Source organism: Clostridium paridis, from assembly GCF_016765615.1.
GTDB classification, from domain to species: Bacteria; Bacillota; Clostridia; order Clostridiales; family Clostridiaceae; genus Clostridium_T; species Clostridium_T paridis.
Genome location: NZ_JAESWA010000022.1, coordinates 678,652 through 699,404, shown reverse-complemented (window position 1 = coordinate 699,404; position 20,753 = coordinate 678,652). Strand labels below are relative to the sequence as shown.

Here is a 20,753-nt window from a genome sequence, read left to right as displayed (position 1 = left end):
GGAACTCTTGCAAGCTTTTTTCATTATATATAAATATGTGCATGCATACCATTTAATTCATGTTATTACAATAAATTGTATCATTTTTTTGCGTGAAGAATAGTATATACTATAAAATTTAAACAATACAAAAAAATGAGAGGAGGATTTCCATGGATATTAATGAGATCATAAATGGATTATCCAATGCAGAAAGAAGAGATTGTAACAATAATAATGGTTTCTTCGGTGGTAGCTTTATTTGGATAATTATCTTATTTGCACTATGTGGCTGCGGTGGAGCTGGTGGCTTCGGTGGACCTGGTGGCTTTGGTGGCGTAGGAGGCTATCCAGGATTCGGATATGATCCAGGTCTTTATACTTGCTCAGTTAAGTGTAGGAAAAATAAATGCGGTTGCGGTAATGTAGGTGGTTATGGAATGCTACCTTATGGTCAACCAGGCGGATATGGCTGCGGTGGATTTAATTCATGGTGGTGGATAATTCTATTAATATTCGTAGTTTGTGGTTGTGGAAGAAATAATAATGGTTGCTGCGATGACAGACGTGTTGATGACGATGTATGCTAATTTTCTCAATTAACTTTAAAAATAATAAATTAAAAATTGAAAGGAGAATTATAAATGAGTAAAAAATGTTGTTGTCCTAATTATGGATTTATGCCAGGACCAGGAATGGGTTATCCAGGAGGATATCCAGGTGGATTTGGTGGCGGATTTGGTTGCGGCGGATTCGGCGGAAACTGTTCATGGATTTGGATTATAATTTTACTATTCTGCTGCTGTGGAAACCGTGGATTTGGCGGATTTGGTGGCGGATGCGGAAGAGACAATTGCTGCTAATATTCTAAGATAACTATAGATATGAAGTAGTTTAGCGAAAGGAGCGTTGTGTATGAGTAAACATCATAATAAATGTGATGAATTTGAATATTGCTATGAAACTGCTGTAGCTCCAGCATATGGTCAAGGAATAGCACCTTATGGAGCAGGAGTTGGTGTAGGAAGTAACAATATTTGGTCACTAATAGTATTATTAATTATACTTTGTAAACCAAACGTTCTATGCAATGACAGAGCATTTATATTAATATTATTGTTCTGGCTCTGTGGCTGCGGTTGCGGAGGAAGAGGCGGATTCGGTTACTAAGTATGGTAGTTGGAGGGCAATGCCCTCCAAAAAAATATATTTTTATAACATATAACATATAACATTATACATAAATACATAGTACATAGTAATATATGGGAGGAAGGTAATGTCAAAGAGACATAGAAATAGATCAGAAAATATTAATGGTTCTCCTGCTGGAAATAATGCCCCATATGGAAATAATACACCTTTCGGAAACAACGCACCTTTTGGAAACAATGCTCCTTTTGGAAATAATGGACCAATGGGCTTTGACCCAAGTCAGTTAATGGGGCTATTAAATGGAAATTTTGACATGGGACAAATGATGAATATTTTAAGTGGAATGGGTACAGAAGGATTTAATATGAATAACATGGGAGAAATGTCAGGACTTGCAGCATTACTAAGCCAGCTTAGTGGTAATAATACTGGAAATAATTCTGGAGGTCAAATGAATGGAAATAATCCTGGAGGTCAAATGGATCCAGGAATGTTTAATAATTTATTTAATAATGTAAATAATACCTATAAAGAAAACCCAAATGATGATAGAAATATGCAAATGTTAAAAGCTCTAAGAAGTATAGTAGATACTCAAAGAGCTAAGTTTCTAGATAAGGTAATAGACATGTATGAAAAAGGAAAATTTTATGACTAAATACTAAATAAAATGAATAAACTTATTGTTTAGGGTAATAATAAAAATGTAAGGAGAGATTTCTCCTTGTTATAAGAGCATAGCTTTTTATAACAAACCCCCCATCCCCCTTTTTGGGCCGCATTAGCGGCCTTTTATTTTTCATATAAACTTACTGAAGATACTTTATAATCCTTGTTTGAGGGGATAACCTTTGCCTTTATAATAATAGAGTCATTTTTAGATGTTGACTTATTTGTTCGTTTAAAATTAATCTGCCATATAATAGAAGTTATATCTCCATTCTTATCCCACTTATCATCCAAGAAAAATGCATCTTGAAACTTATAGCTATAGACATTTTTATCTAACTTCCATAAGAGAGCAGCATCACTTTCTGTAGTAGAATTACAGAAAAAACTTGGAAGTTCATATGGAACTGAAGCAGCTTCTATTGCATCAATTAGTTCAGTGACGGATTGTCTACCAGGAACTGTGTACTGATCGTAGGAAGTATTCTTAAAATTGTTACCAATTAGCATATAACTATCAAAGGTTAAAAGGCCATCTACAACTTTTCCAGAGAAAAACTTTGGGGTTTTATTGTTTTGTGAGTTTAGTATACCCATAACATTATTAGTTGAATAAAAATAATCCTTAAATTCAAGTCCAGTCCATGAAAATATATGAGAAATTGCGGTATCTTCTTGAGAAGATTGTAAGAAGATCTCAGGAATTCCATCCCTAGAAATGTCCTTCATAAATAATCTAATTCCCCAATTAGGATATTCTTTTCCTAAAGAAGCAAGTTTGGTATCGGGGGAGAGCATATAACTTTTATTATTTATAGTAGCACCAACATAATATTTATCATCTTTTGTAGTAATATTGATAACATCTTCTTTTCCATCCCCATTCAAATCTTTTTTCAGGCCTTTTTCATAGTCTTCTTTAGCAAAAACTGATAAAGAGTCTCCATATTCTTTTTGGGAAAAAAGATTAAAAAGTATAACAGAAATAAAACATAAGATTAAAAACATTAATAAAAAAAATATTTGTTTTTTATGTATAAATAATACCCTTAATTTCATGCATATCACCTCTATAAAATATATGAGTGGAATGAAAGATTATACTATTTATATATTAAAAATGGTATGAGTACATAATAATTGAGCAAAATAACATTAAAAGGAGGAGTACAAATGAAAAAGATAGTATCAATTTTACTTATAATATCAATATCGAGTTTTTTATTTGGATGTAAAAAGCAAACTCTTAACGTTGATGATAATATTAAGATTTTGATGGAAGAAAATAAAATTACAGCCCCAGAAAATATAAATAAATTAATTGAAGGATATAAGCAGAAAAACTCAAAGATAAAGGTAGATATTATTAGTAAGTCTAATATCTATGGAAGTATAAAAAATAAAGAAGTTGAACCAGATATAGTGATTTCTTCTAGGGACACATTTATTGACATAGCTGAAGATAATAATTTTAGATTTATTGATGAAATATTTGAACAAGAAAAATTCAGTGATAATTTTAATAATATTAATAGAGCTAGTGGAAGAGTTAATGACAGATATTATGGTCTAGGATTATTTCCATATACATTTGACTTTATATATAATCCTGAAGCATTAGGGAAACTTGGTATAAAAGTTCCACAGAATTCTCAAGAAGCTTTAGGATTATTAAAGCGATTTAGAGACAATAATATACAGATTCCATATATATTACCAAAGGATATTACAGTAGAATTAGCTTTATCTACATATATTGCAAATTACCTTTTGCTACCTAGTGAATTAAGGGAAAGTTATAAGTCAGGTAAAGAGGATTATCAAAAAATAACCAAAATGGAAACTCTGTTTAGTACAATGAAATCCTTTGTTGATAGTGGTTATTTTAATAAAGGGTTGTTTAAGGAAACATCTATAAATGAAATAAAAGAACTAGAAAAAGGCAGCATACCTATTATATTTGGAACATCATATCTTTCTAAAAATATTAATGAGAATAGTCCACTTAGAAGTTACTCAAACATAAATTTAAGTGAAAATATTAACTATTCACCAACTGGGATAAGTGCAATGGTTTCTCTTTATGCTAATGGAAAAAATAAAGAAGGCGGGAGAAAATTTATAGATTATTTGATGAAAGAGGAAGCATATGAAACCCTATCAAAAGAAGGTATAATAACTGGTAGTAAGTCTTTAGATGAAAAACTTAAAGGTACAAGAGGAGAAATGGCTATAGAGATTAAAAATGCAAATGAAAATAATTTATTCTATTTTTATAATTTGCCTTCAAAATATGTGGATCTAATAAAAAATAAATTAAATGAAATAAGTTCAGGGAAATACTCCGGAGAAGCTTGGAAAGAAGTTATTGATGCAGCAAATAAATAATAAGGCAAAAAAATAAAGCTACCAGGTAGCTTTATTTTTGTTGGCAATCATCACAAACACCATAAAAATATACTTTGTTTGAGAAGACTTTATATTTTGAATGTTTTTCAGCTTCAACATTTAGAGAAGTAAGATCTAATTCAGAAAGATCATCTACTCTAGTACAATTAATACATTGAACATGAGGATGCTCTGAAACTGTACCATCATATCTAAAGTTTCCCTCTCCAACATTTATTTCTTGAACCAAGCCTACTTCGACAAGAGTCTTTAATGCTTTGTAAACAGTTGCAAGGCTCATTGTTGGATATTCAGTTTGAAGTGCTTTATAAATTACTTCTGCTGAAGGATGCTCCTTTGTTCCTTTAAGATATTTATAAACTGCAATTCTTTGGGGAGTAAGCTTTAGTTTCTTTTCTTTAAAAATAGCGGTTATATTATCCATTTTCACCATCCTCGTATATTGATAGTTAAAGTATAAAATAATAATTCTCCTTTGTCAATGGTTATTGATTAATAATGAATGTGTATTTTTATTAAATACAGAAAATTTACAAAAAAACTATTGAATTATATCTAGTATTTTGGTAGAATGAACCTAGGGTTGTTAAACAATTAACAATGCTTAAAATTCCATGTTCATTTTATTTCATTTTTCTTGAGAACAGTTTTTTCTGTTCTTTTATTTTTTATCTAAAATTAGATAATAATATGAATTTGGTCTTACAAAAGAAATAGGAGGCAATATTTATGGCTAAGTATAAGGTTGGGGATGAACTAATAATAGTTAAAGATCCTAAAAAGGAAACAAAGAAATTAAAGGAATTAACATATCTTAAATATGAGAATGAGTTTGCTCAGATGTCCTGGGGATTAAAAATATTAGATGTAGAATATGATAAGCCTAATGTTACTCTTACTTATAGTAATGTAGATGGAGAAACTAATAAGGTTTTTGCAGTTTGCAATGATATTGAAAACTTTGATCAAGAAAAGGTTCTTGAAAAGGCACTATTAAAAGCATTTCAGAATGAAATTATAAATATTTCGGTAGTGAAAAACAAGAAATTCAAGTAAAATATGGAAAAATATACAAAAGACATTACGAAAATCTTAATTTTAACATATAAATAACAAAAATTTACTCATTTAGCTTTATTTTAATTATACTTTGGATTATAATGTTGTTATTATGTAGATATCCTTTACATCTGGGGGGGAGTTTATGAGTCAATGTCCATTTTGGTCAGTTAACGGAGAAAAATTTGCATGTTATTCTGAATGTCCTATGAGTGTTGGGACGAAAGAGAATGAAATATGTCCATTTAAAGAATTTTCTACAGCTAAAACAATATCATTGAGAGATATTGATAGCTACGGTTATGATGAAGAATTTACGCTTCTTCATTTACCAAAATTAACTGCATATAAATAAAAAAAAGGATGAATTATCATCCTTTTTTTATTTATATATATTTGAATATTTATGAAGTAAACTTTGCTTTAAAGTCCATAGGTTTTCAGATAAATCAACATAATAAGTATGAGGATTTTCAAATCTAAGTACCTCTGGCCATAACTTTTCGGTTTCTTTTGCAGCGAACTCCTTTATATCCATTACAGATGGAGAATCATACACACATTTTCCCTTGTCAAAAATTTGAGTCATCATATCTTTTACATAAAAATTAGTTATTTTCTTTCTCTTCCAAGTATGAATTGGATGGAAAATCTCTAATGGCTCATTTTCATCGATTATTTCATTATTAAGTGTTATTAAATCAGCTATTGCCATATGGGAATCTTTATCAAAAATTCTGTATAACTTTTTAAAACCTGGATTAGTTATCTTTTCATTGTTCTCACTTATTTTAATCTTAGGAATTATACTATTTTCACTATCTATAGCAACTAGCTTGTATACTCCTCCAAAAACGGGTTCACTTTTAGCTGTAATAAGTCTTTCACCTACACCAAAGCTATCAATAGTTGCACCTTGCTTTAAAACATCACTAATAATATACTCATCTAATGAATTTGAGATAATTATATTACAGTCAGAATAGCCTGCATCATCAAGCATCTTTCTACATTTCTTAGTTAAATAAGTTATATCACCTGAGTCAATTCTTATACCTTTAGGTCTATATCCCATTGGAGTAAGTATTTCATCAAATACTTTTATAGCATTTGGAATTCCAGACTTAGTAACATTATATGTATCGACTAAGAATACAGCATTATCAGGGTATGTTTCAGCCCAAGCTTTGAAAGCATCATATTCTGTAGGAAATAATTGAACCCAGCTGTGAGCCATAGTTCCAGTTGCAGGAATGTTAAATAGTTGCTCTGAGATTGTACATGCAGTAGAAACGCATCCACCAATTAAAGCAGCTCTAGCCCCATAAATTGCGCCATCATAACCTTGAGCTCTTCTAGAACCTAATTCTATTACAGGTTTACCATTAGCAGCTCTACATATTCTATTAGCCTTAGTTGCAATTAATGTTTGATGATTAATTGTAAGAAGCACCATAGTTTCAACAAATTGAGCTTGAATAACTGGACCTTTAACAGTAACTAATGGTTCATTTGGGAAAACAGGGTTTCCTTCAGGTACAGCCCAAACATCACATGAAAATTTGAAGTCTTTTAAATATTGAAGAAATTCTTCCGTGAAGATATTTTTACTTCTTAAATAATCAATATCTTCACTTGTGAATTTTAGATTTTTAAAATAATGAAGTAATTGCTCAACTCCGGCCATGATACAATAGCCACCGCCGTCAGGAACACGTCTAAAGAACATATCAAAATAAGCTATTTGATCCTTTAAGTTATTATTAAAGTAACCATTTCCCATAGTTAGCTCATAAAAATCCACAAGCATAGTAAGATTTCTTTCGTCTCTAACATCAAAGAATTCTGTCATAATAATACCGCCTTTATGTAAAATATTATAAAATTATTGTAACCTTATTAATTAATTATTACAATATGATATAGGGTTTTATATGAAACTTAATTTATTCTTGTTTGAAAATGGCAGGTTCTGGACATTTTCAGGCATGAATAAATTTTTAGTTGAAATTAAAACCCTATAGGGTTTTTTATAGGAAACTTACTATATATAAATTAAGAGCTAAGATTTATGTCAATAATTAATGAATATAGGAAAGCTAGAAATTAAGGGGATAACATGTCATATAAATTAGATAAATTTCAAAATGAAGCAGTAAAAGTAAAAAGTAGAAATACATTAATTGTTGCAGCTCCAGGAAGTGGAAAAACAACAGTAATAATAAATAGAGTCAAGCATTTATTAGAAGAATTAAAGGTTAATTCAAACAATATATTTGTTATAACATTCACAAAGGCAGCGGCTAATAATATGAAGGATAGATTCTTAAGAGATAATTCTAACCTTAAGCCTCCTTTCTTTGGTACTTTTCATGGATTATTTTATAAACTTCTAATCAGACATTTAGGGAGCATTAATATAATTTCTACTAGTGAGGCCTATAAAATAGTAGAAAATACCTTGAAGGTTTATATTGATGAAATATCAGAAGATAAAGTAAAGGAAATGTTAAACGAGATTTCTAGATTTAAAACTTCTCTTGGAGAATATAAAATAGATGATATTATCACAAAGAAATGTATTGAGAACTATGAAGACTATAAGATGGAAAAAAATCTTATGGACTTTGATGATTTACAGATAGAAATGTATAAACTACTTTCAGAGGATAAAAAGGTACTTGAATATTACTCAAATGGGCTTAAGTATGTCCTGGTTGATGAGTTTCAAGATTGTGACCTAATACAACTAAAAATCTTAAAATTATTAAATAGTAGTAATTCCTTATTCTGCGTTGGGGATGAAGATCAATGTATATACGGGTTTAGAGGCTCAAGACCAGAATGTATGGTTAATTTCAAAGAGGAATTTGGAGGAGAGAAGGTTTATTTGTCCTATAACTATAGAAGCGTATCAAATATAGTTAAACTTTCAAAGAACTTAATTAAAAATAACCTTGAAAGAAATCCAAAAGAAATTATAAATTATAGAGGAGAAGAAGGAAATATTAATATATCAAAGCCTTATAATGAAAAATTTCAAGGGGAGGACATAGTTAACAGCATAGTAAAAAAGAATGAGCAAGGCATTCCACTAAATAATAATGTAATTCTTTATAGAACCAATATAGAATCAAGAAGTATAAGTGATGAGCTTATTGCAAGAAAAATCCCCTTTAGATTTTTAGACAAGGAATATAACTTCTTTGAACATTTTATATGTAAAGATATATTAGCATATTTAAAACTATCTGTAGATCCTTATGATAGAGAAGCATTTAAAAGAATAATAAATAAGCCCTTTAGATATATAAGTAAGAATAATATAGAAAGTCTAAGTAAGCTTAGAGAAAGAAGAAATGTATTTGATGACTTAATTATAAATGGAGATTTTAAAAGCTTTCAATTGAATAACTTAGAAAGGCTAAAAAAAGATATATCATATTTAAATAAATTATCACTACCTTCTGCAGTAGACACTGTACTTAATGACCTTGAGTATAGAGAATACTTAAGAGAATATGGTGAAAAATTTAGAGTAGCAAGTGATGACTTTGAAAGGATAATCGAGGAATTTAGAACTATAGTTTTAGATTTTAAAAGCATAACAACGCTGCTTGTGCATGTAGAAGAAGTAAAAGAAAAGTTATCTAATAGAGAGAGAGACTTTAAAGAAGACGGGGTACTACTAAGCACCATACATGGCGTAAAAGGAATGGAGTTTGAAAATGTATATATTCTAAACTGCTGTGAAGAGGTAATTCCCCATTCAAATGCAACTGATATAGAAGAGGAAAGAAGATTATTTTATGTAGCAATTACAAGAGCTATAAATAATCTAAATATATATGCGCCAAAGACCTTAAGAGGAAGATTTACAGAAACATCTCCCTTTATAAAAGAGCTTGAATTTAAAGGTGAACCAGAAGAAAAGAGCAAGTTAAATAAAGGAGATAAGATATTTCACAAAAGTCATGGAGAAGGGGAAATAGTATCCTTGAAAGATGACGTAGTTGAGATAGAATTTGAAGATGGAGTAAAGAGAAAGTTCTCCTTAAGTATATTGTTTTTAAATAGACTTATTGAGGTGAAGGAATAAATAAAAATCATGAATGGTTTGAGAGAAATCTTAGATTATTTATGATTTTTTTATTATTGGGATAAAAAAGAGACAGTAAATTATAACTATGATCCAAATAAAGGTACTTTATTGACTGCAACTGACTCAAAAGGTAACACAACTACAAACACTTATGATCCTAATACTGACAGCTTAAAAACTACATCAAAGACAGTAGACGGAAAGGTTATAACTAATAGTTATCAATATTTAAATGATAGAATAGATACAATAACTCATAATGGCTTTAACTATAAATTTTCATATGATTCAGTGGGCAGAAATACTGGCGTTAATGTAGGAACTCAAAAACTTATAACCAATGCTTATGACCCTGTTACAGGTAATTTAACTAAATCAACCTATGGAAATGGGAAGGTGGTTGAAAATTTATATGATGATTTAGATCGAATAACCTCTAAGAAGGCAAATGGTTTAGAAATAGCACATTATAGCTATGATTCTAATGGAAGTCTTGGGTTGCTAGAAGATAGGGTAAATAATGTAACTTATAAGTATACCTATGATTTAGCGGATAGATTAGCTAAAGTAACAGATAGTAAAGGAAATGTTTTTAGAAATGATTTTGATGTTGATAACAATGTAAGTAAACAAACAAGTATAATAAATAGCAACACAAATAGTACAGGATATAATTATGATAAAGATAATAGAATTGATACTATTACCTTAAATAGTGAAAGTGAAAATGTAAAATATCATTATGATACATTAGGAAGAAATGATAGTAGAACAATAGCCTTTGGAAATGGAAAGACTTATTTAACATCATATGGATTTAAAGCAGGAGCAAATGGTTCTCAAAGTACAAGAGTAGAAAGTGTAAATAATAATGGTTCAACAATTAACTATACCTATGATAAAAATGGAAATATAGAAACTATAAGCCAAGGAACAACTTTATTACAGAAGTTTTATTATAATGAATTATCAGAGCTTATAAGAGAAGATAATAAAGCATTAAATAAAACAATTGCTTATAGCTATGATGCAGGGGAAATATAATTTCAAAAACTGAATATCCATATACAAATGGAGGCTTAGGAATCGCAACAGGAACTAAGGTCTATCAGTATGGAGACACCAACTGGAAGGATAAATTAACAAACTATAACGGAAAAGCAATAACTTATGATGCAATAGGAAATCCACTAACTTATGATGGAAATACGTATACATGGGATAGAGGAAGAACCTTAACAGGAATAACAGGCAATGGAAAGACAATCTCATTTAAGTATAATGATAGTGGAATAAGAACAGAAAAGAATGTAAATGGAGTAGTAAGTAAATATACACTAAATGGAGATAAGGTAGTATATGAAGAAGTAACTAATGGAAGTGCAGTAGATAAGATTTACTATACCTATGATGCAAGCAGTAACCTAATAAGTATTAAATTAAACGGAACAGAATATTTCTATGTAAGAAATGGACAAGGTGATATAATTGGATTAGTAGATACAAATGGAACACAAGTTGTAAGTTATAGCTATGACTCATGGGGCAAACTAGTATCAATAGATGGAACACTAAAGGATACATTAGGAGTAAAGAATCCATATAGATATAGAGGATATAGATATGATACCGAGACTGGAATGTACTATCTAAATTCAAGATACTATAATCCTGATTGGGGAAGGTTTATTAATGCAGATGCTTTAGGTGGAAATGTTGGAGAATTATTATCTCACAATATATTTGCATATTGTAAGAATAATCCTGTAAATATGCAAGACCCAAATGGATATAGATACTCAATAATTGATGGCGGAGTACAAGATGATATCTATATGGGAAGAGCAAATAAAATAGAAAATCCGTATGACTGGGCTGCAAATGCACGAAAAAATACAATATCAGGAGCGGCGGATAGCGCAGGTGAAGGATTGACTAAAAATTTAGCAACTGGAGCTAAAAAGTGGGTATCTCTTGAGTACTTGGCAATGGGAAAGTACGTTAAAGAAGTAACAACGAGAGACATGGCAATTAAAGGAACTGTGGGAAAAGCAGGAGCACTATATTTTACAGGAAAAGATGTAGTAGGTGATGTTAAAAAGAAAGAATACTTTGGAGTAGGAGTTGATTTGACTGCAGGAGCTCTTGGAGTTGGTGCAAGTTATGGATTGGGAGTATTAGGTAATATAGCAATAGCTGCTGCATGCCCTGGACTGTTAGTAGTTGGGGGCGTATTTATCCTAGGGGTTGGGGCAGCTATGCTTATTGATTATGGAGCTAACGAAATAAAAAATAAATATTATAGGAGAGATTAGTAATGAAAAACATGAAATATGTAGGACTATTAGGAGTTATTTTTGGAGTATTGCTTAGCAGATTTTTAGGGAACTACTTTGGAAATAGCTCACAAGTAATGGCTATGTTTGTTGTAGTAACTTGTGCACTATTTATAATTATAGCTTTATTTGTAAAGAAGTTTTACTTAGGGGCAATAATAATGTTATCTATAACATTACCATTAATAATTGGAGCTATAGGTATGTATTTAGATAACTTATATATGATATTAGGAGGGATAGTTCTATTTTTTGTTACATTAATAATAGCAGTGGTTATTGCGAAGCGTGCAACTGAAAAGTAGATTAATAAATATAAGATGTGAAATATCAAATAATATAAAATAAAACATCTGTTTTTAATGCATAAAATTATGAAAACTAACTACAAAATTACTGATGACTCGATTCTGAAAGGTAATTCAAAGAATATGATTGAATTTTAATGTTTGAATACACTGCATAAACTAAATAATGAAGTGAGCACAGAGAAAGCATCTATCACTTGAAGTTGATGGATGCTTTCTTTTTTTGTACCAAGGGCGGAAAATGGACGCATATTGGGCAAGGTTAGGAGTAGAGAATCCCTGTTTCAAACTGAGATTGGGCGAAGAGGTAAAAGTTTGATAGGAGCGCTTCATAAAATATGGTATAATTAAAACAGTTAAATGTATGGAATGTTTTATGAAATTAAATATGGAAATGGCTTTATCACTATATCTCTAAGACCTCTTGTAATTCATACATGGAGTAAAGGGAATGGAGTTTGAGAATGTATATATTCTAAACTGCTGTGAAGAGGTAATCCCCCATGCAAATGCAACTGATATAGAAGAGGAAAGAAGATTATTTTATGTAGCTATTACTAGAGCCATAAATAATCTAAATATATATGCACCAAAGACCCTAAGAGGAAGATTTACAGAAACCTCTCCCTTTATAAAAGAGCTTGAATTTAAAGGTGAACCAGAAGAAAAGAGCAAGCTAAATAAAGGAGATAAGATATTTCACAAAAGTCATGGAGAAGGGGAAATAGTATCCTTGAAAGATGACGTAGTTGAGATAGAATTTGAAGATGGAGTAAAAAGAAAATTCTCCTTAAGTATATTGTTTTTAAATAGACTTATAGAGGTGAAGGAATAAATAAAAATCATGAATGGGTTGAGAGAAATCTTAGATTGTTCATGATTTTTTTGTAGCAAAACACTAAATGTATATTTAATTATCAATGTTCCTAATAATGTATTTCTATGTAAAAATTTTACAAGGTGATATAATTGGATTAGTAGATACAAATGGAACACAAGTTGTAAGTTATAGCTATGACTCATGGGGCAAACTAGTATCAATAGATGGAACACTAAAGGACACTTTAGGAGTAAAGAACCCATATAGATTTAGAGTATATAGATATGATACAGAGACTGGAATGTACTATCTAAATTCAAGATACTATAATCCTGATTGGGGTAGGTTTATTAATGCTGATGGATTGATTGGAGCTCCAGGGGAGTTATTATCGTGTAATATGTTTGCATATTGTAAGAATAATCCTGTAAATGCATATGATCCTGATGGGTATAGTTATGCAGGAGTACTTGAGTTACTATTAGGAGCTGCAGAAGAATTAGGGGGAATATTATTAGGAGGCCTAGGCGCGCTAGCTGGGGTTGGAGCTATACTGGGAGTAGGATTGGGTGTTGTTATTGGGGATATAATATGCCCCATGCCGACTGTTCACTTAGGAGATGGAACTAGGCGTATACATGATAATAAACCTAAAGAAAATAATGATAGTAATGATGATGATAATTTTGGAATACCATCATCTGATACTCCGACAGCTTCTCAGCTACGGGAACATGCAAAATCGAAAGGGTGGAAAAAAGAAAAGTCTGAAACTGGCCCAGAAAAGTGGATAGATGAAAATGATGTTCCTAGAATAACAATAAAGAAGGGAAGTCCTCGAACAAAAGGTAGTGAAAACCCTCATGTGGAAATAAGAGACCCAAATGGGCAGCGAACAGATAGATTTGGAAACCCAGTTTCTAAAAGAAGTCCTGAAAATCATACACCAATCAAATGGGACATAAGTGATTAAGGAGGAATTAAATGAATATAGATTGGTATGTTTTTGAAGAAAGTTATTTAACAGATATAGATTATAGGATATGTGAAAATATTTTAAGACTAGTTATAGATGGAAGATTTAGCATTGACCATCCAAGATCAGAAATGGTGAAGGAATATGAGGACTATTTTGAAGAAATTGAAATAGTATTTAGTGGTGTTCAGTACTATAGAGGAATATGTAGCAAAAGAATTAATAAATGTCCTAAAGACGATAGAGGAAATGTTGAATATTTTCATATTGGAGGAAGTAATACGATAGAAGATGGCATTAGATTAGAATTTGAAACTAGAGGAGTTAACATTTTTATGGATAATGACAATAAATTTATATCTAGGGTATTTTCAGAGTCAAAAGATATTAAATTTGTAGAGTTTATATCCGAAATGGTTGCTTTTAGAGCAGTATTTGAGGATTATAAAATAAATGTAATTGAATAGGAATGTGATATTAAAAATCATGAATAACTTGAAATTTTAAGGTGTTCATGATTTTTAACTTTATACAATATGTTATAATCAAATTAAGTTTAATGTATGGAATGTTTTACGAAATTAAATATGGAAATGGCTTTATTACTATCTCTCTAAGTCTTCTTAAATTTCTTACATGGCGTAAAAGGAATGGAGTTTGAAAATGTATATATTCTAAACTGCTGTGAAGAGGTAATACCCCATGTAAATGCAACTGGTATAGAATAGTAAAGAAAATATATGATATCTAAGTTATGATTTAGGTAGGGTGAAAATAATGAAACTTAGACTGAAGCTTTTTATAGGATATGTAATAATAATGTGTCTAGATATTGCTATTGACTCTTTTTATCCAGATTTCAATTTTAATTGGAATTTCATTTTCCCTGGTGCAGTACTATTTTATACGGGAGTATTTATGCTAATAAAAAGAAGGGAAATAAAGAAGAAATGTTATAGTTATTATAAGGATGGTCAATACACAGAATTTGCTTACAAGTGGATTATTCTAGGAATATGGATTATTTTATTAACTGGGCTAGCTATAATTATATTTGATGCATTAAAAAACATAAGATTGTAGGAAATAAAATTTAAGAATAATGAAATCGTGGATGGTATTAAGAGAAATCTTAGGCTGTTCATGATTTTTCTTTTTATTTCGGAAAAAGCGAATTTTTATATGAGACGATAGATAAGCTAGAGAAAATGAGTTAATTGGGGGTTATAAAATGGAGGGATCAAAATTCGAAGGCTTTGAAGGATATGAGATTGATGAATATATAGAAGAACCTGAAGAAATTAAATTTTCTAAAGAAATATATATAGCATATGCAGTTTGTAGCAAGCAGTGTGGTAATGTTGAATTTATAGTTGATGGTAGTTCTCAAGTATGTCAATATTGTGGGAAAATGATGTTTAGAACTGAGGTAAAAGAATATGTCTTAAGAAATGAGCATAAATGAATATCTTAAGCTATGACTAATTAAGGAGGTTAAATGAAAAAGATAGATGTTAATAGAGCAATGCAGTTAAGTACTATAATTATACTGGCAATTGGTATGGAGTTTAAAATTTTTTCAGTAATATCCAATGATCAATTAATTGTTTGTGATGTTGTTTTGGCTTCAATATACATTATATTTTTAATAATTAGATGGGTTAAAAAGAGAAATAAATAACTATAACATATTAATTTATGATAAATAAGAAAATATGTGCTACACTATTTGATTAAAGTATATAACATTGTACAAAAACAAAAGAAATAGTATACTTTATATATGAATTTTATTAAGTAATGATTATTAATTTTAGATTTAAATTAGCCTTTAGTCTTAGGAGGAAATGCTATGTCTTATATTGAAGAAGATTCAAGTAAAGAGTTTCATGACGAACTAAAATATCTTAAACTCCTATCAAATAGTTATCCAACTATAGCTGATGCTTGTACAGAAATTATAAATTTGCAAGCAATTTTAAACCTTCCTAAAGGAACTGAACATTTTCTGTCAGATATTCATGGAGAATATGAACCTTTTATTCATGTCTTGAACAATGCCTCTGGAGTTATAAAACGTAAAGTTGATGATGTTTTTGGTAATATATTGAGCCTAAAGGAGAAAAAAAGCCTTGCCACTTTAATATATTATCCAGAGCAAAAAATAGAATTAGAACTGAAAGAACAGCAAAATATCGAAGATTGGTACAAAATAACACTATATAGACTAATTGATATGTGCAGATATGTATCTTCAAAATATACCCGTTCTAAGGTAAGAAAAGCTTTGCCAAAGGATTTCTCATACATTATAGAAGAACTTCTACATGAGCAACCTGCCAAGATGAATAAAGAAAAATACTATGAGGAAATAATAAAAACCATAATTAGAGTGGGTCGAGCTAAAGAATTTATAGTAGCTATATCAAAGCTAATCCAACAACTAGTAATAGATAGACTTCATATAATAGGGGATATATTTGACAGAGGACCAGGATCAGATATTATAATGGATACTCTTTTAAATTATCACTCTATTGATATTCAATGGGGGAATCATGATATAGTTTGGATGGGGGCAGCAGCAGGAAGTGAAGCCTGTATTGCAACAGTTCTTAGAACAAGTGCAAGATATGCAAATCTAAGTACCATAGAAGATGGCTATGGAATCAACCTTCTACCATTAGCAACCTTTGCCATGGAATTTTATAATGATGATAAGTGCGAATTCTTTAAACCTAGGTTTGAAAATGATAATACTTGCAATGATAAAGATGTAAAACTTATGGCAAAGATGCATAAAGCAATAACTATCATACAATTTAAGCTCGAAGGAGATATAATTAAAAGACGTCCATCCTTTAAGATGGAGGAACGATTGCTATTAAACAAGATAGACTATGATAAAGGCATAATTAATTTGAATGGGCAAACATATAAATTAAAGGATTGTAAATTTCCAACTATAAATCCTAATGATCCATATAAATTAATCCCTGAAGAGCTAGAGCTTATAGATAAGCTTAAATCATCCTTTTTAAATAGTGAAAAGCTTCAAAAGCATGTTAGATTTCTTTTTGCAAAAGGAAACTTGTGTTTAAAGTATAATTCTAACTTACTATTTCATGGATGTATCCCACTAAATGAAGATGGAAGCTTTAGAAGAGTAACCATTGGAGCTTCTGGTAAAGAATATTACGGTAAAGATTACTTAGACAGATTAGAGATTTTAGTAAGAGAAGGATATTTTTATAAAAACAATCCTGAGGCTAAGCTATATGGCATGGATATAATATGGTACCTGTGGAATGGGGCAGATTCACCTCTTTTCGGAAAAGACAAGATGACGACCTTTGAAAGATATTTTATAGAGGATAAAGCAACCCATGTAGAGAAGAAAAATTACTATTTTGAACTAGAAGATAACGAGAGTGCATGTAATATGATCTTTAAGGAATTTGGGTTAGATCCAAAGATTTCTCATATAATAAATGGACATGTACCTGTGAAGTTAAGAAAGGGAGAGAGTCCGATAAAGGCAAATGGAAAACTTCTTGTTATAGATGGAGGATTCTCAAGGGCGTATCAACCTGAAACTGGAATAGCAGGTTATACACTAATATATAATTCATACGGGCTATTACTAGTATCACATGAACCTTTTGAATCTACTCAAAAAGCAATTGAAGAAGAAAAAGATATTCTTTCAACTACAATAGTGCTAGAACAGGAAGTTGAGAGAAAGCGAGTTGGTGATACAGATATTGGGGAGGAACTCAAAATTCAAATTGCAGATTTGGAGTGGCTTTTGGATGCATATAGAACAGGAATAATAAAAGAGCAACGATAATAAAACTTAGTAAAGGTGCAGTGTTAGCATTTTAGTTAATCATGCACCTTTGTTTACTTTCTAGAATAGAGTTTGTTATTATAATTGTTTCATTAATTTAATTATTATTCTCCGAAATCTTCCTATATGTATCAATCTTATACTTAATATTATTATTGTAATCAAGTTCAAAATAGCATGTATAAATACAGTCCAAAACATAAAGCAAGGATAATCTTGTTGAAAAGGATGATATCTTATTAAAGTGGTTTTCATTTGAACTTAAATACAAGTTATAATTAGCATATTTAGTTAGTGGATTTTTATTAGTAGAAGAAATCAAAATAATAGGTGTTTTGTTCTTTTTTAATATTTCTGCTATGTCTTGTATGATTATTCCTCTTCCTTCATATGAAAATATTATAGCGATATGCTCTTTATCGCTAGTAGATGCTGTTAAGCGTTGAAGATATTCTTCCATTGGAACATTAACGAAGGTTCCGATTTCTTGCATTTGGAACTTGAAATTCTCTGCAAAATATATATTTCCTGCTGATGTATAAAAATCAATATGTTTAGCTTTTTTTAATGCATTGACAACTAATCTTAGTTGATCTAAATCTATTAAATTTAATGAAGACACTAAGGTCTGTTCATACAATTCTTTCATCTTCAAAGTTATTTGATGCTGAGTTTCATTTTGCTTAAAAGGGTAATTGTAATCTAAAGAATTCTGTTCTTTTAAATATTCATTAATTGATACAGATACTTGTACCTTAAGTTCTGATAAACCTGCTAAGTCTAATTTTTGACAAAGGCGATAAATAGTTGAAGCTGAAATGAAGCATATCTCACTTATTTCAATTGCACTCATTTTTATAAACTTCTCTGGATTTTCTTCCATGTAATTAACTAATACTTTTTCATTTGCAGTTAAATTAGTTAATTTATTTAATTTAGAAAAAATATTCATCAATATCACCTCATGAATATTATACAAAAATATAACTTTAAATGCTATTTAGATATGTTAATTGAAAATTTAATAAGTTCGTAAAAATTGAAAAGATATAGCTATTCTTACTATGTAGAATTTTGTCGTCCATTGTATAGTAATTGGATATTTTGTTTTATGATGGAATAAAATGAAAAAAATCCTTGAAAAAGCTGATATTTTATAGGTTTATAAGATTAAAGGAATTAATAATATATATTGGTAAGTTCCAAAAAATATGATAAAATTATAAGTAATCTAGCATAATACGAGGAATATTTATATGAAATACTTAGAGAATTTTGAAAATGCAATTGATTTAATTAAGAATGGATCAAAAGACGCAGAAAAAGTTAAAAAAATTGTAAAGGATTTATATGATCAATTAAAGTATAATGAAACAACAAAAAAGCTCATAATTGAAGGAGCTGCAGATTACGTATTTGAATGGAACATAGAAGAGGATTACTTTAACATATCAGAAGATTTTATTAACTTAGTAGGATTAACTAATGTTAATAGTTTTAATAGAAAAGAATTAAGCAAAGCTTTTGATATACTAATTCATGATGATGATAGAAATAGGGTTAAAGAATTAATATATGAATTTTTAGATGGAGAGAATGAATACTTTATTTGTGAATGCAGAATCTTACGAAACGATGGAGAATATGCGTGGATTTATTGCAAAGGAAAAGGTATACATGACGAAGCCGGAAGACCATTATTAATGGCAGGATCCATACTTGATATTTCAGAGAAAAAATCTTATGAAGATTATATAATTAAAATGGCATTTGTAGATCAACTAACTTTATTACCAAACAGATTGAAGTTTGAGCACGATTTTAATAATTTAACTAATAATGATTTTATGGGAGAAAATAAGTTTTCAATATTCATGTTTGATATTGATAATTTCAAAAACTTCAATGATACTTTTGGGTGTAATTTAGGTGATAAGGTAATTAAAGAAATATCTGAATTCTTAAGTTCCCTAGATTTAGAAGCGTATAGTTCGTATAGAATTGGTGGAGATTCTTTTATATTGCTAGTACATCAGGAAGATAAGAATGACATAATTTTAAGCTTAAATAAAATACTTAATAGATTTAAATCCACCTGGAACATATCGGGATATGAATATTATTTTACAACTTCAATAGGAGTGGTAAGTTATCCTAAGGACGGAAAAGATGTAGAAACAATATTAAAAAATGTTGAAAGTGCCCTATTTAAATCAAAACAAGAAGGTAAGAATAGATATACCTTTTACTCTAAAGAGCATCATGATAGATTTCATAGACAAATTCAACTTGAGAATAGCATGAGATGTGCGGTTAATAATAATTTTGATGGTTTTTATGTGGTTTATCAGCCTATTGTAGATAGTAATACCAAAAACTTGGTTACGGTTGAATCTTTATTAAGATGGGACCATAAAGAGTTAGGAATGATTTCTCCATTAGAGTTTATTCCTATTGCTGAAACTTCAGGTTTAATAGTTCCTATGGGTGAATGGATACTTAAGGAAGCAATTTGTCAGTGCTCAGCTTGGAGGATAATGGGGATAAACAATTTAACTGTAAATGTAAATCTATCAGTAAAACAGCTTCAAGTAGATGGTTTTGATAAAATGGTTATGGATTTACTTAAGGAAGCAGAATTACCATCTGAGGCATTAACCTTAGAAATTACTGAGTCATTAATAATGACTGATTTTACCCATACTTCAAGGATATTAGAAAATTTAAGAAATGAAGGAGTTAAAATATCCATAGATGATTTTGGTACAGGATATTCATCTCTTAGTTATCTAAGAAAATTACCTGTAGATAACTTGAAAATTGATAGGAGCTTTATTAGTGATATTGAATCAGATAAGTATTGCGTGTCTTTTACTGATACTATGATAAATTTAGCTCATAACTTAAATATAACGGTTACATCAGAAGGGGTAGAAACTGAAAGTCAGTTAAATATTCTTGAGAATTTAGGAAGCGATTATATTCAAGGATATTATTTTAGCAAACCAATGACTCCAGCAGAACTTGTGAAATATGTTGATGCGTATATATAATAGAAAGTCTTTCAATGTTGAAACATGCTAAATTATG

Annotated in this window: 23 protein-coding genes and 1 pseudogene; 20 read left to right on the top strand and 4 right to left on the bottom strand. The window is 29.9% G+C overall.

All coding sequences use genetic code 11. From position 1 onward, the window contains the following. Positions 1–152: 152 nt before the first annotated feature. The 4 genes from JK634_RS11280 (at position 153) to JK634_RS11265 (ending at position 1,792) form a co-directional block, all read left to right on the top strand. Positions 153–569 (top strand): hypothetical protein, encoded by a 417-nt coding sequence (locus JK634_RS11280; RefSeq protein ID WP_202767746.1) that lies wholly within the window; start codon positions 153–155, stop codon positions 567–569. Between the two features lie 54 nt (positions 570–623). After that, entirely contained in the window at positions 624–842 is a 219-nt protein-coding gene (locus JK634_RS11275; RefSeq protein WP_202767745.1) for a ground-like protein, read from the top strand. A 52-nt stretch (positions 843–894) separates the two neighbouring features. Continuing rightward, positions 895–1,149, top strand: coding sequence for a hypothetical protein (locus JK634_RS11270; protein WP_202767744.1), 255 nt, complete (start codon positions 895–897; stop codon positions 1,147–1,149). Between the two features lie 109 nt (positions 1,150–1,258). Beyond that, a complete protein-coding gene (locus tag JK634_RS11265; RefSeq protein WP_202767743.1) occupies positions 1,259–1,792 on the top strand; it encodes a hypothetical protein in 534 nt (177 codons plus the stop codon). Positions 1,793–1,926: 134 nt separating this feature from the next. Here JK634_RS11265 and JK634_RS11260 read toward each other — a convergent pair whose 3' ends face one another. Next, positions 1,927–2,811 (bottom strand): hypothetical protein, encoded by an 885-nt coding sequence (locus JK634_RS11260; protein WP_202767742.1) that lies wholly within the window; start codon positions 2,809–2,811, stop codon positions 1,927–1,929. 165 nt (positions 2,812–2,976) lie between these two features. Between JK634_RS11260 and JK634_RS11255 the strand changes: the two genes are divergently transcribed. Beyond that, a complete protein-coding gene (locus JK634_RS11255) occupies positions 2,977–4,191 on the top strand; it encodes an ABC transporter substrate-binding protein (protein ID WP_202767741.1) in 1,215 nt (404 codons plus the stop codon). A gap of 31 nt (positions 4,192–4,222) precedes the next feature. On the opposite strand, the gene perR is transcribed toward JK634_RS11255, so the two are convergent. Continuing rightward, positions 4,223–4,636, bottom strand: a complete 414-nt coding sequence (gene perR, locus JK634_RS11250; protein ID WP_202767740.1) for a transcriptional regulator PerR — start codon at positions 4,634–4,636, stop codon at positions 4,223–4,225. 305 nt (positions 4,637–4,941) lie between these two features. Here perR and JK634_RS11245 point away from each other — a divergent pair, with 305 nt between their 5' ends. Beyond that, positions 4,942–5,268: a hypothetical protein gene (locus tag JK634_RS11245; RefSeq protein WP_202767739.1), complete on the top strand. Its 327-nt coding sequence runs from the start codon at positions 4,942–4,944 to the stop codon at positions 5,266–5,268. A gap of 148 nt (positions 5,269–5,416) precedes the next feature. Then, entirely contained in the window at positions 5,417–5,626 is a 210-nt protein-coding gene (locus tag JK634_RS11240; protein ID WP_202767738.1) for a hypothetical protein, read from the top strand. A 27-nt stretch (positions 5,627–5,653) separates the two neighbouring features. Here the strand turns inward: JK634_RS11240 and JK634_RS11235 are convergent, their stop codons facing one another. Further along, the gene (locus tag JK634_RS11235; RefSeq protein WP_202767737.1) at positions 5,654–7,123 is read right to left on the bottom strand and encodes a nicotinate phosphoribosyltransferase; all 1,470 of its coding nucleotides are present in this window, start codon (positions 7,121–7,123) and stop codon (positions 5,654–5,656) included. 267 nt (positions 7,124–7,390) lie between these two features. Here JK634_RS11235 and JK634_RS11230 point away from each other — a divergent pair, with 267 nt between their 5' ends. The 12 genes and pseudogenes from JK634_RS11230 (at position 7,391) to JK634_RS11180 (ending at position 17,663) form a co-directional block, all read left to right on the top strand. Beyond that, positions 7,391–9,370 (top strand): ATP-dependent helicase, encoded by a 1,980-nt coding sequence (locus tag JK634_RS11230; protein ID WP_202767736.1) that lies wholly within the window; start codon positions 7,391–7,393, stop codon positions 9,368–9,370. A 111-nt stretch (positions 9,371–9,481) separates the two neighbouring features. Next, entirely contained in the window at positions 9,482–10,417 is a 936-nt protein-coding gene (locus tag JK634_RS11225) for a hypothetical protein (protein WP_202767735.1), read from the top strand. After that, positions 10,414–11,688, top strand: a complete 1,275-nt coding sequence (locus JK634_RS11220) for an RHS repeat-associated core domain-containing protein (RefSeq protein ID WP_338031235.1) — start codon at positions 10,414–10,416, stop codon at positions 11,686–11,688. Before JK634_RS11225 ends, JK634_RS11220 begins: the two co-directional genes overlap by 4 nt. A 2-nt stretch (positions 11,689–11,690) precedes the next feature. Next, on the top strand, positions 11,691–12,014 hold the full coding sequence (locus tag JK634_RS11215; protein WP_202767734.1) for a hypothetical protein: 324 nt from the start codon (positions 11,691–11,693) through the stop codon (positions 12,012–12,014). A gap of 436 nt (positions 12,015–12,450) precedes the next feature. Continuing rightward, on the top strand, positions 12,451–12,852 hold the full coding sequence (locus JK634_RS11210) for a 3'-5' exonuclease (RefSeq protein ID WP_338031234.1): 402 nt from the start codon (positions 12,451–12,453) through the stop codon (positions 12,850–12,852). Positions 12,853–12,949: 97 nt separating this feature from the next. Beyond that, positions 12,950–13,810, top strand: a complete 861-nt coding sequence (locus JK634_RS11205; RefSeq protein WP_243425595.1) for an RHS repeat-associated core domain-containing protein — start codon at positions 12,950–12,952, stop codon at positions 13,808–13,810. 11 nt (positions 13,811–13,821) lie between these two features. Continuing rightward, on the top strand, positions 13,822–14,280 hold the full coding sequence (locus JK634_RS11200) for a hypothetical protein (protein ID WP_202767731.1): 459 nt from the start codon (positions 13,822–13,824) through the stop codon (positions 14,278–14,280). A gap of 150 nt (positions 14,281–14,430) precedes the next feature. Then, positions 14,431–14,526, top strand: a pseudogene (locus JK634_RS20655) (3'-5' exonuclease); the annotation flags it as partial. A gap of 64 nt (positions 14,527–14,590) precedes the next feature. Next, the gene (locus JK634_RS11195; protein WP_202767730.1) at positions 14,591–14,896 is read left to right on the top strand and encodes a hypothetical protein; all 306 of its coding nucleotides are present in this window, start codon (positions 14,591–14,593) and stop codon (positions 14,894–14,896) included. Positions 14,897–15,044: 148 nt separating this feature from the next. Next, the gene (locus JK634_RS11190; RefSeq protein ID WP_202767729.1) at positions 15,045–15,278 is read left to right on the top strand and encodes a hypothetical protein; all 234 of its coding nucleotides are present in this window, start codon (positions 15,045–15,047) and stop codon (positions 15,276–15,278) included. Between the two features lie 33 nt (positions 15,279–15,311). After that, the gene (locus JK634_RS11185) at positions 15,312–15,494 is read left to right on the top strand and encodes a hypothetical protein (protein ID WP_202767728.1); all 183 of its coding nucleotides are present in this window, start codon (positions 15,312–15,314) and stop codon (positions 15,492–15,494) included. Positions 15,495–15,665: 171 nt separating this feature from the next. Beyond that, on the top strand, positions 15,666–17,663 hold the full coding sequence (locus JK634_RS11180; RefSeq protein WP_202767727.1) for a fructose-1,6-bisphosphatase: 1,998 nt from the start codon (positions 15,666–15,668) through the stop codon (positions 17,661–17,663). Positions 17,664–17,760: 97 nt separating this feature from the next. Here the strand turns inward: JK634_RS11180 and JK634_RS11175 are convergent, their stop codons facing one another. Further along, a complete protein-coding gene (locus JK634_RS11175; RefSeq protein WP_202767726.1) occupies positions 17,761–18,615 on the bottom strand; it encodes a MurR/RpiR family transcriptional regulator in 855 nt (284 codons plus the stop codon). 304 nt (positions 18,616–18,919) lie between these two features. On the opposite strand from JK634_RS11175, the gene JK634_RS11170 reads away from it, so the two are divergent. Beyond that, positions 18,920–20,716, top strand: coding sequence for a bifunctional diguanylate cyclase/phosphodiesterase (locus JK634_RS11170; protein WP_202767725.1), 1,797 nt, complete (start codon positions 18,920–18,922; stop codon positions 20,714–20,716). Positions 20,717–20,753: the final 37 nt, after the last annotated feature.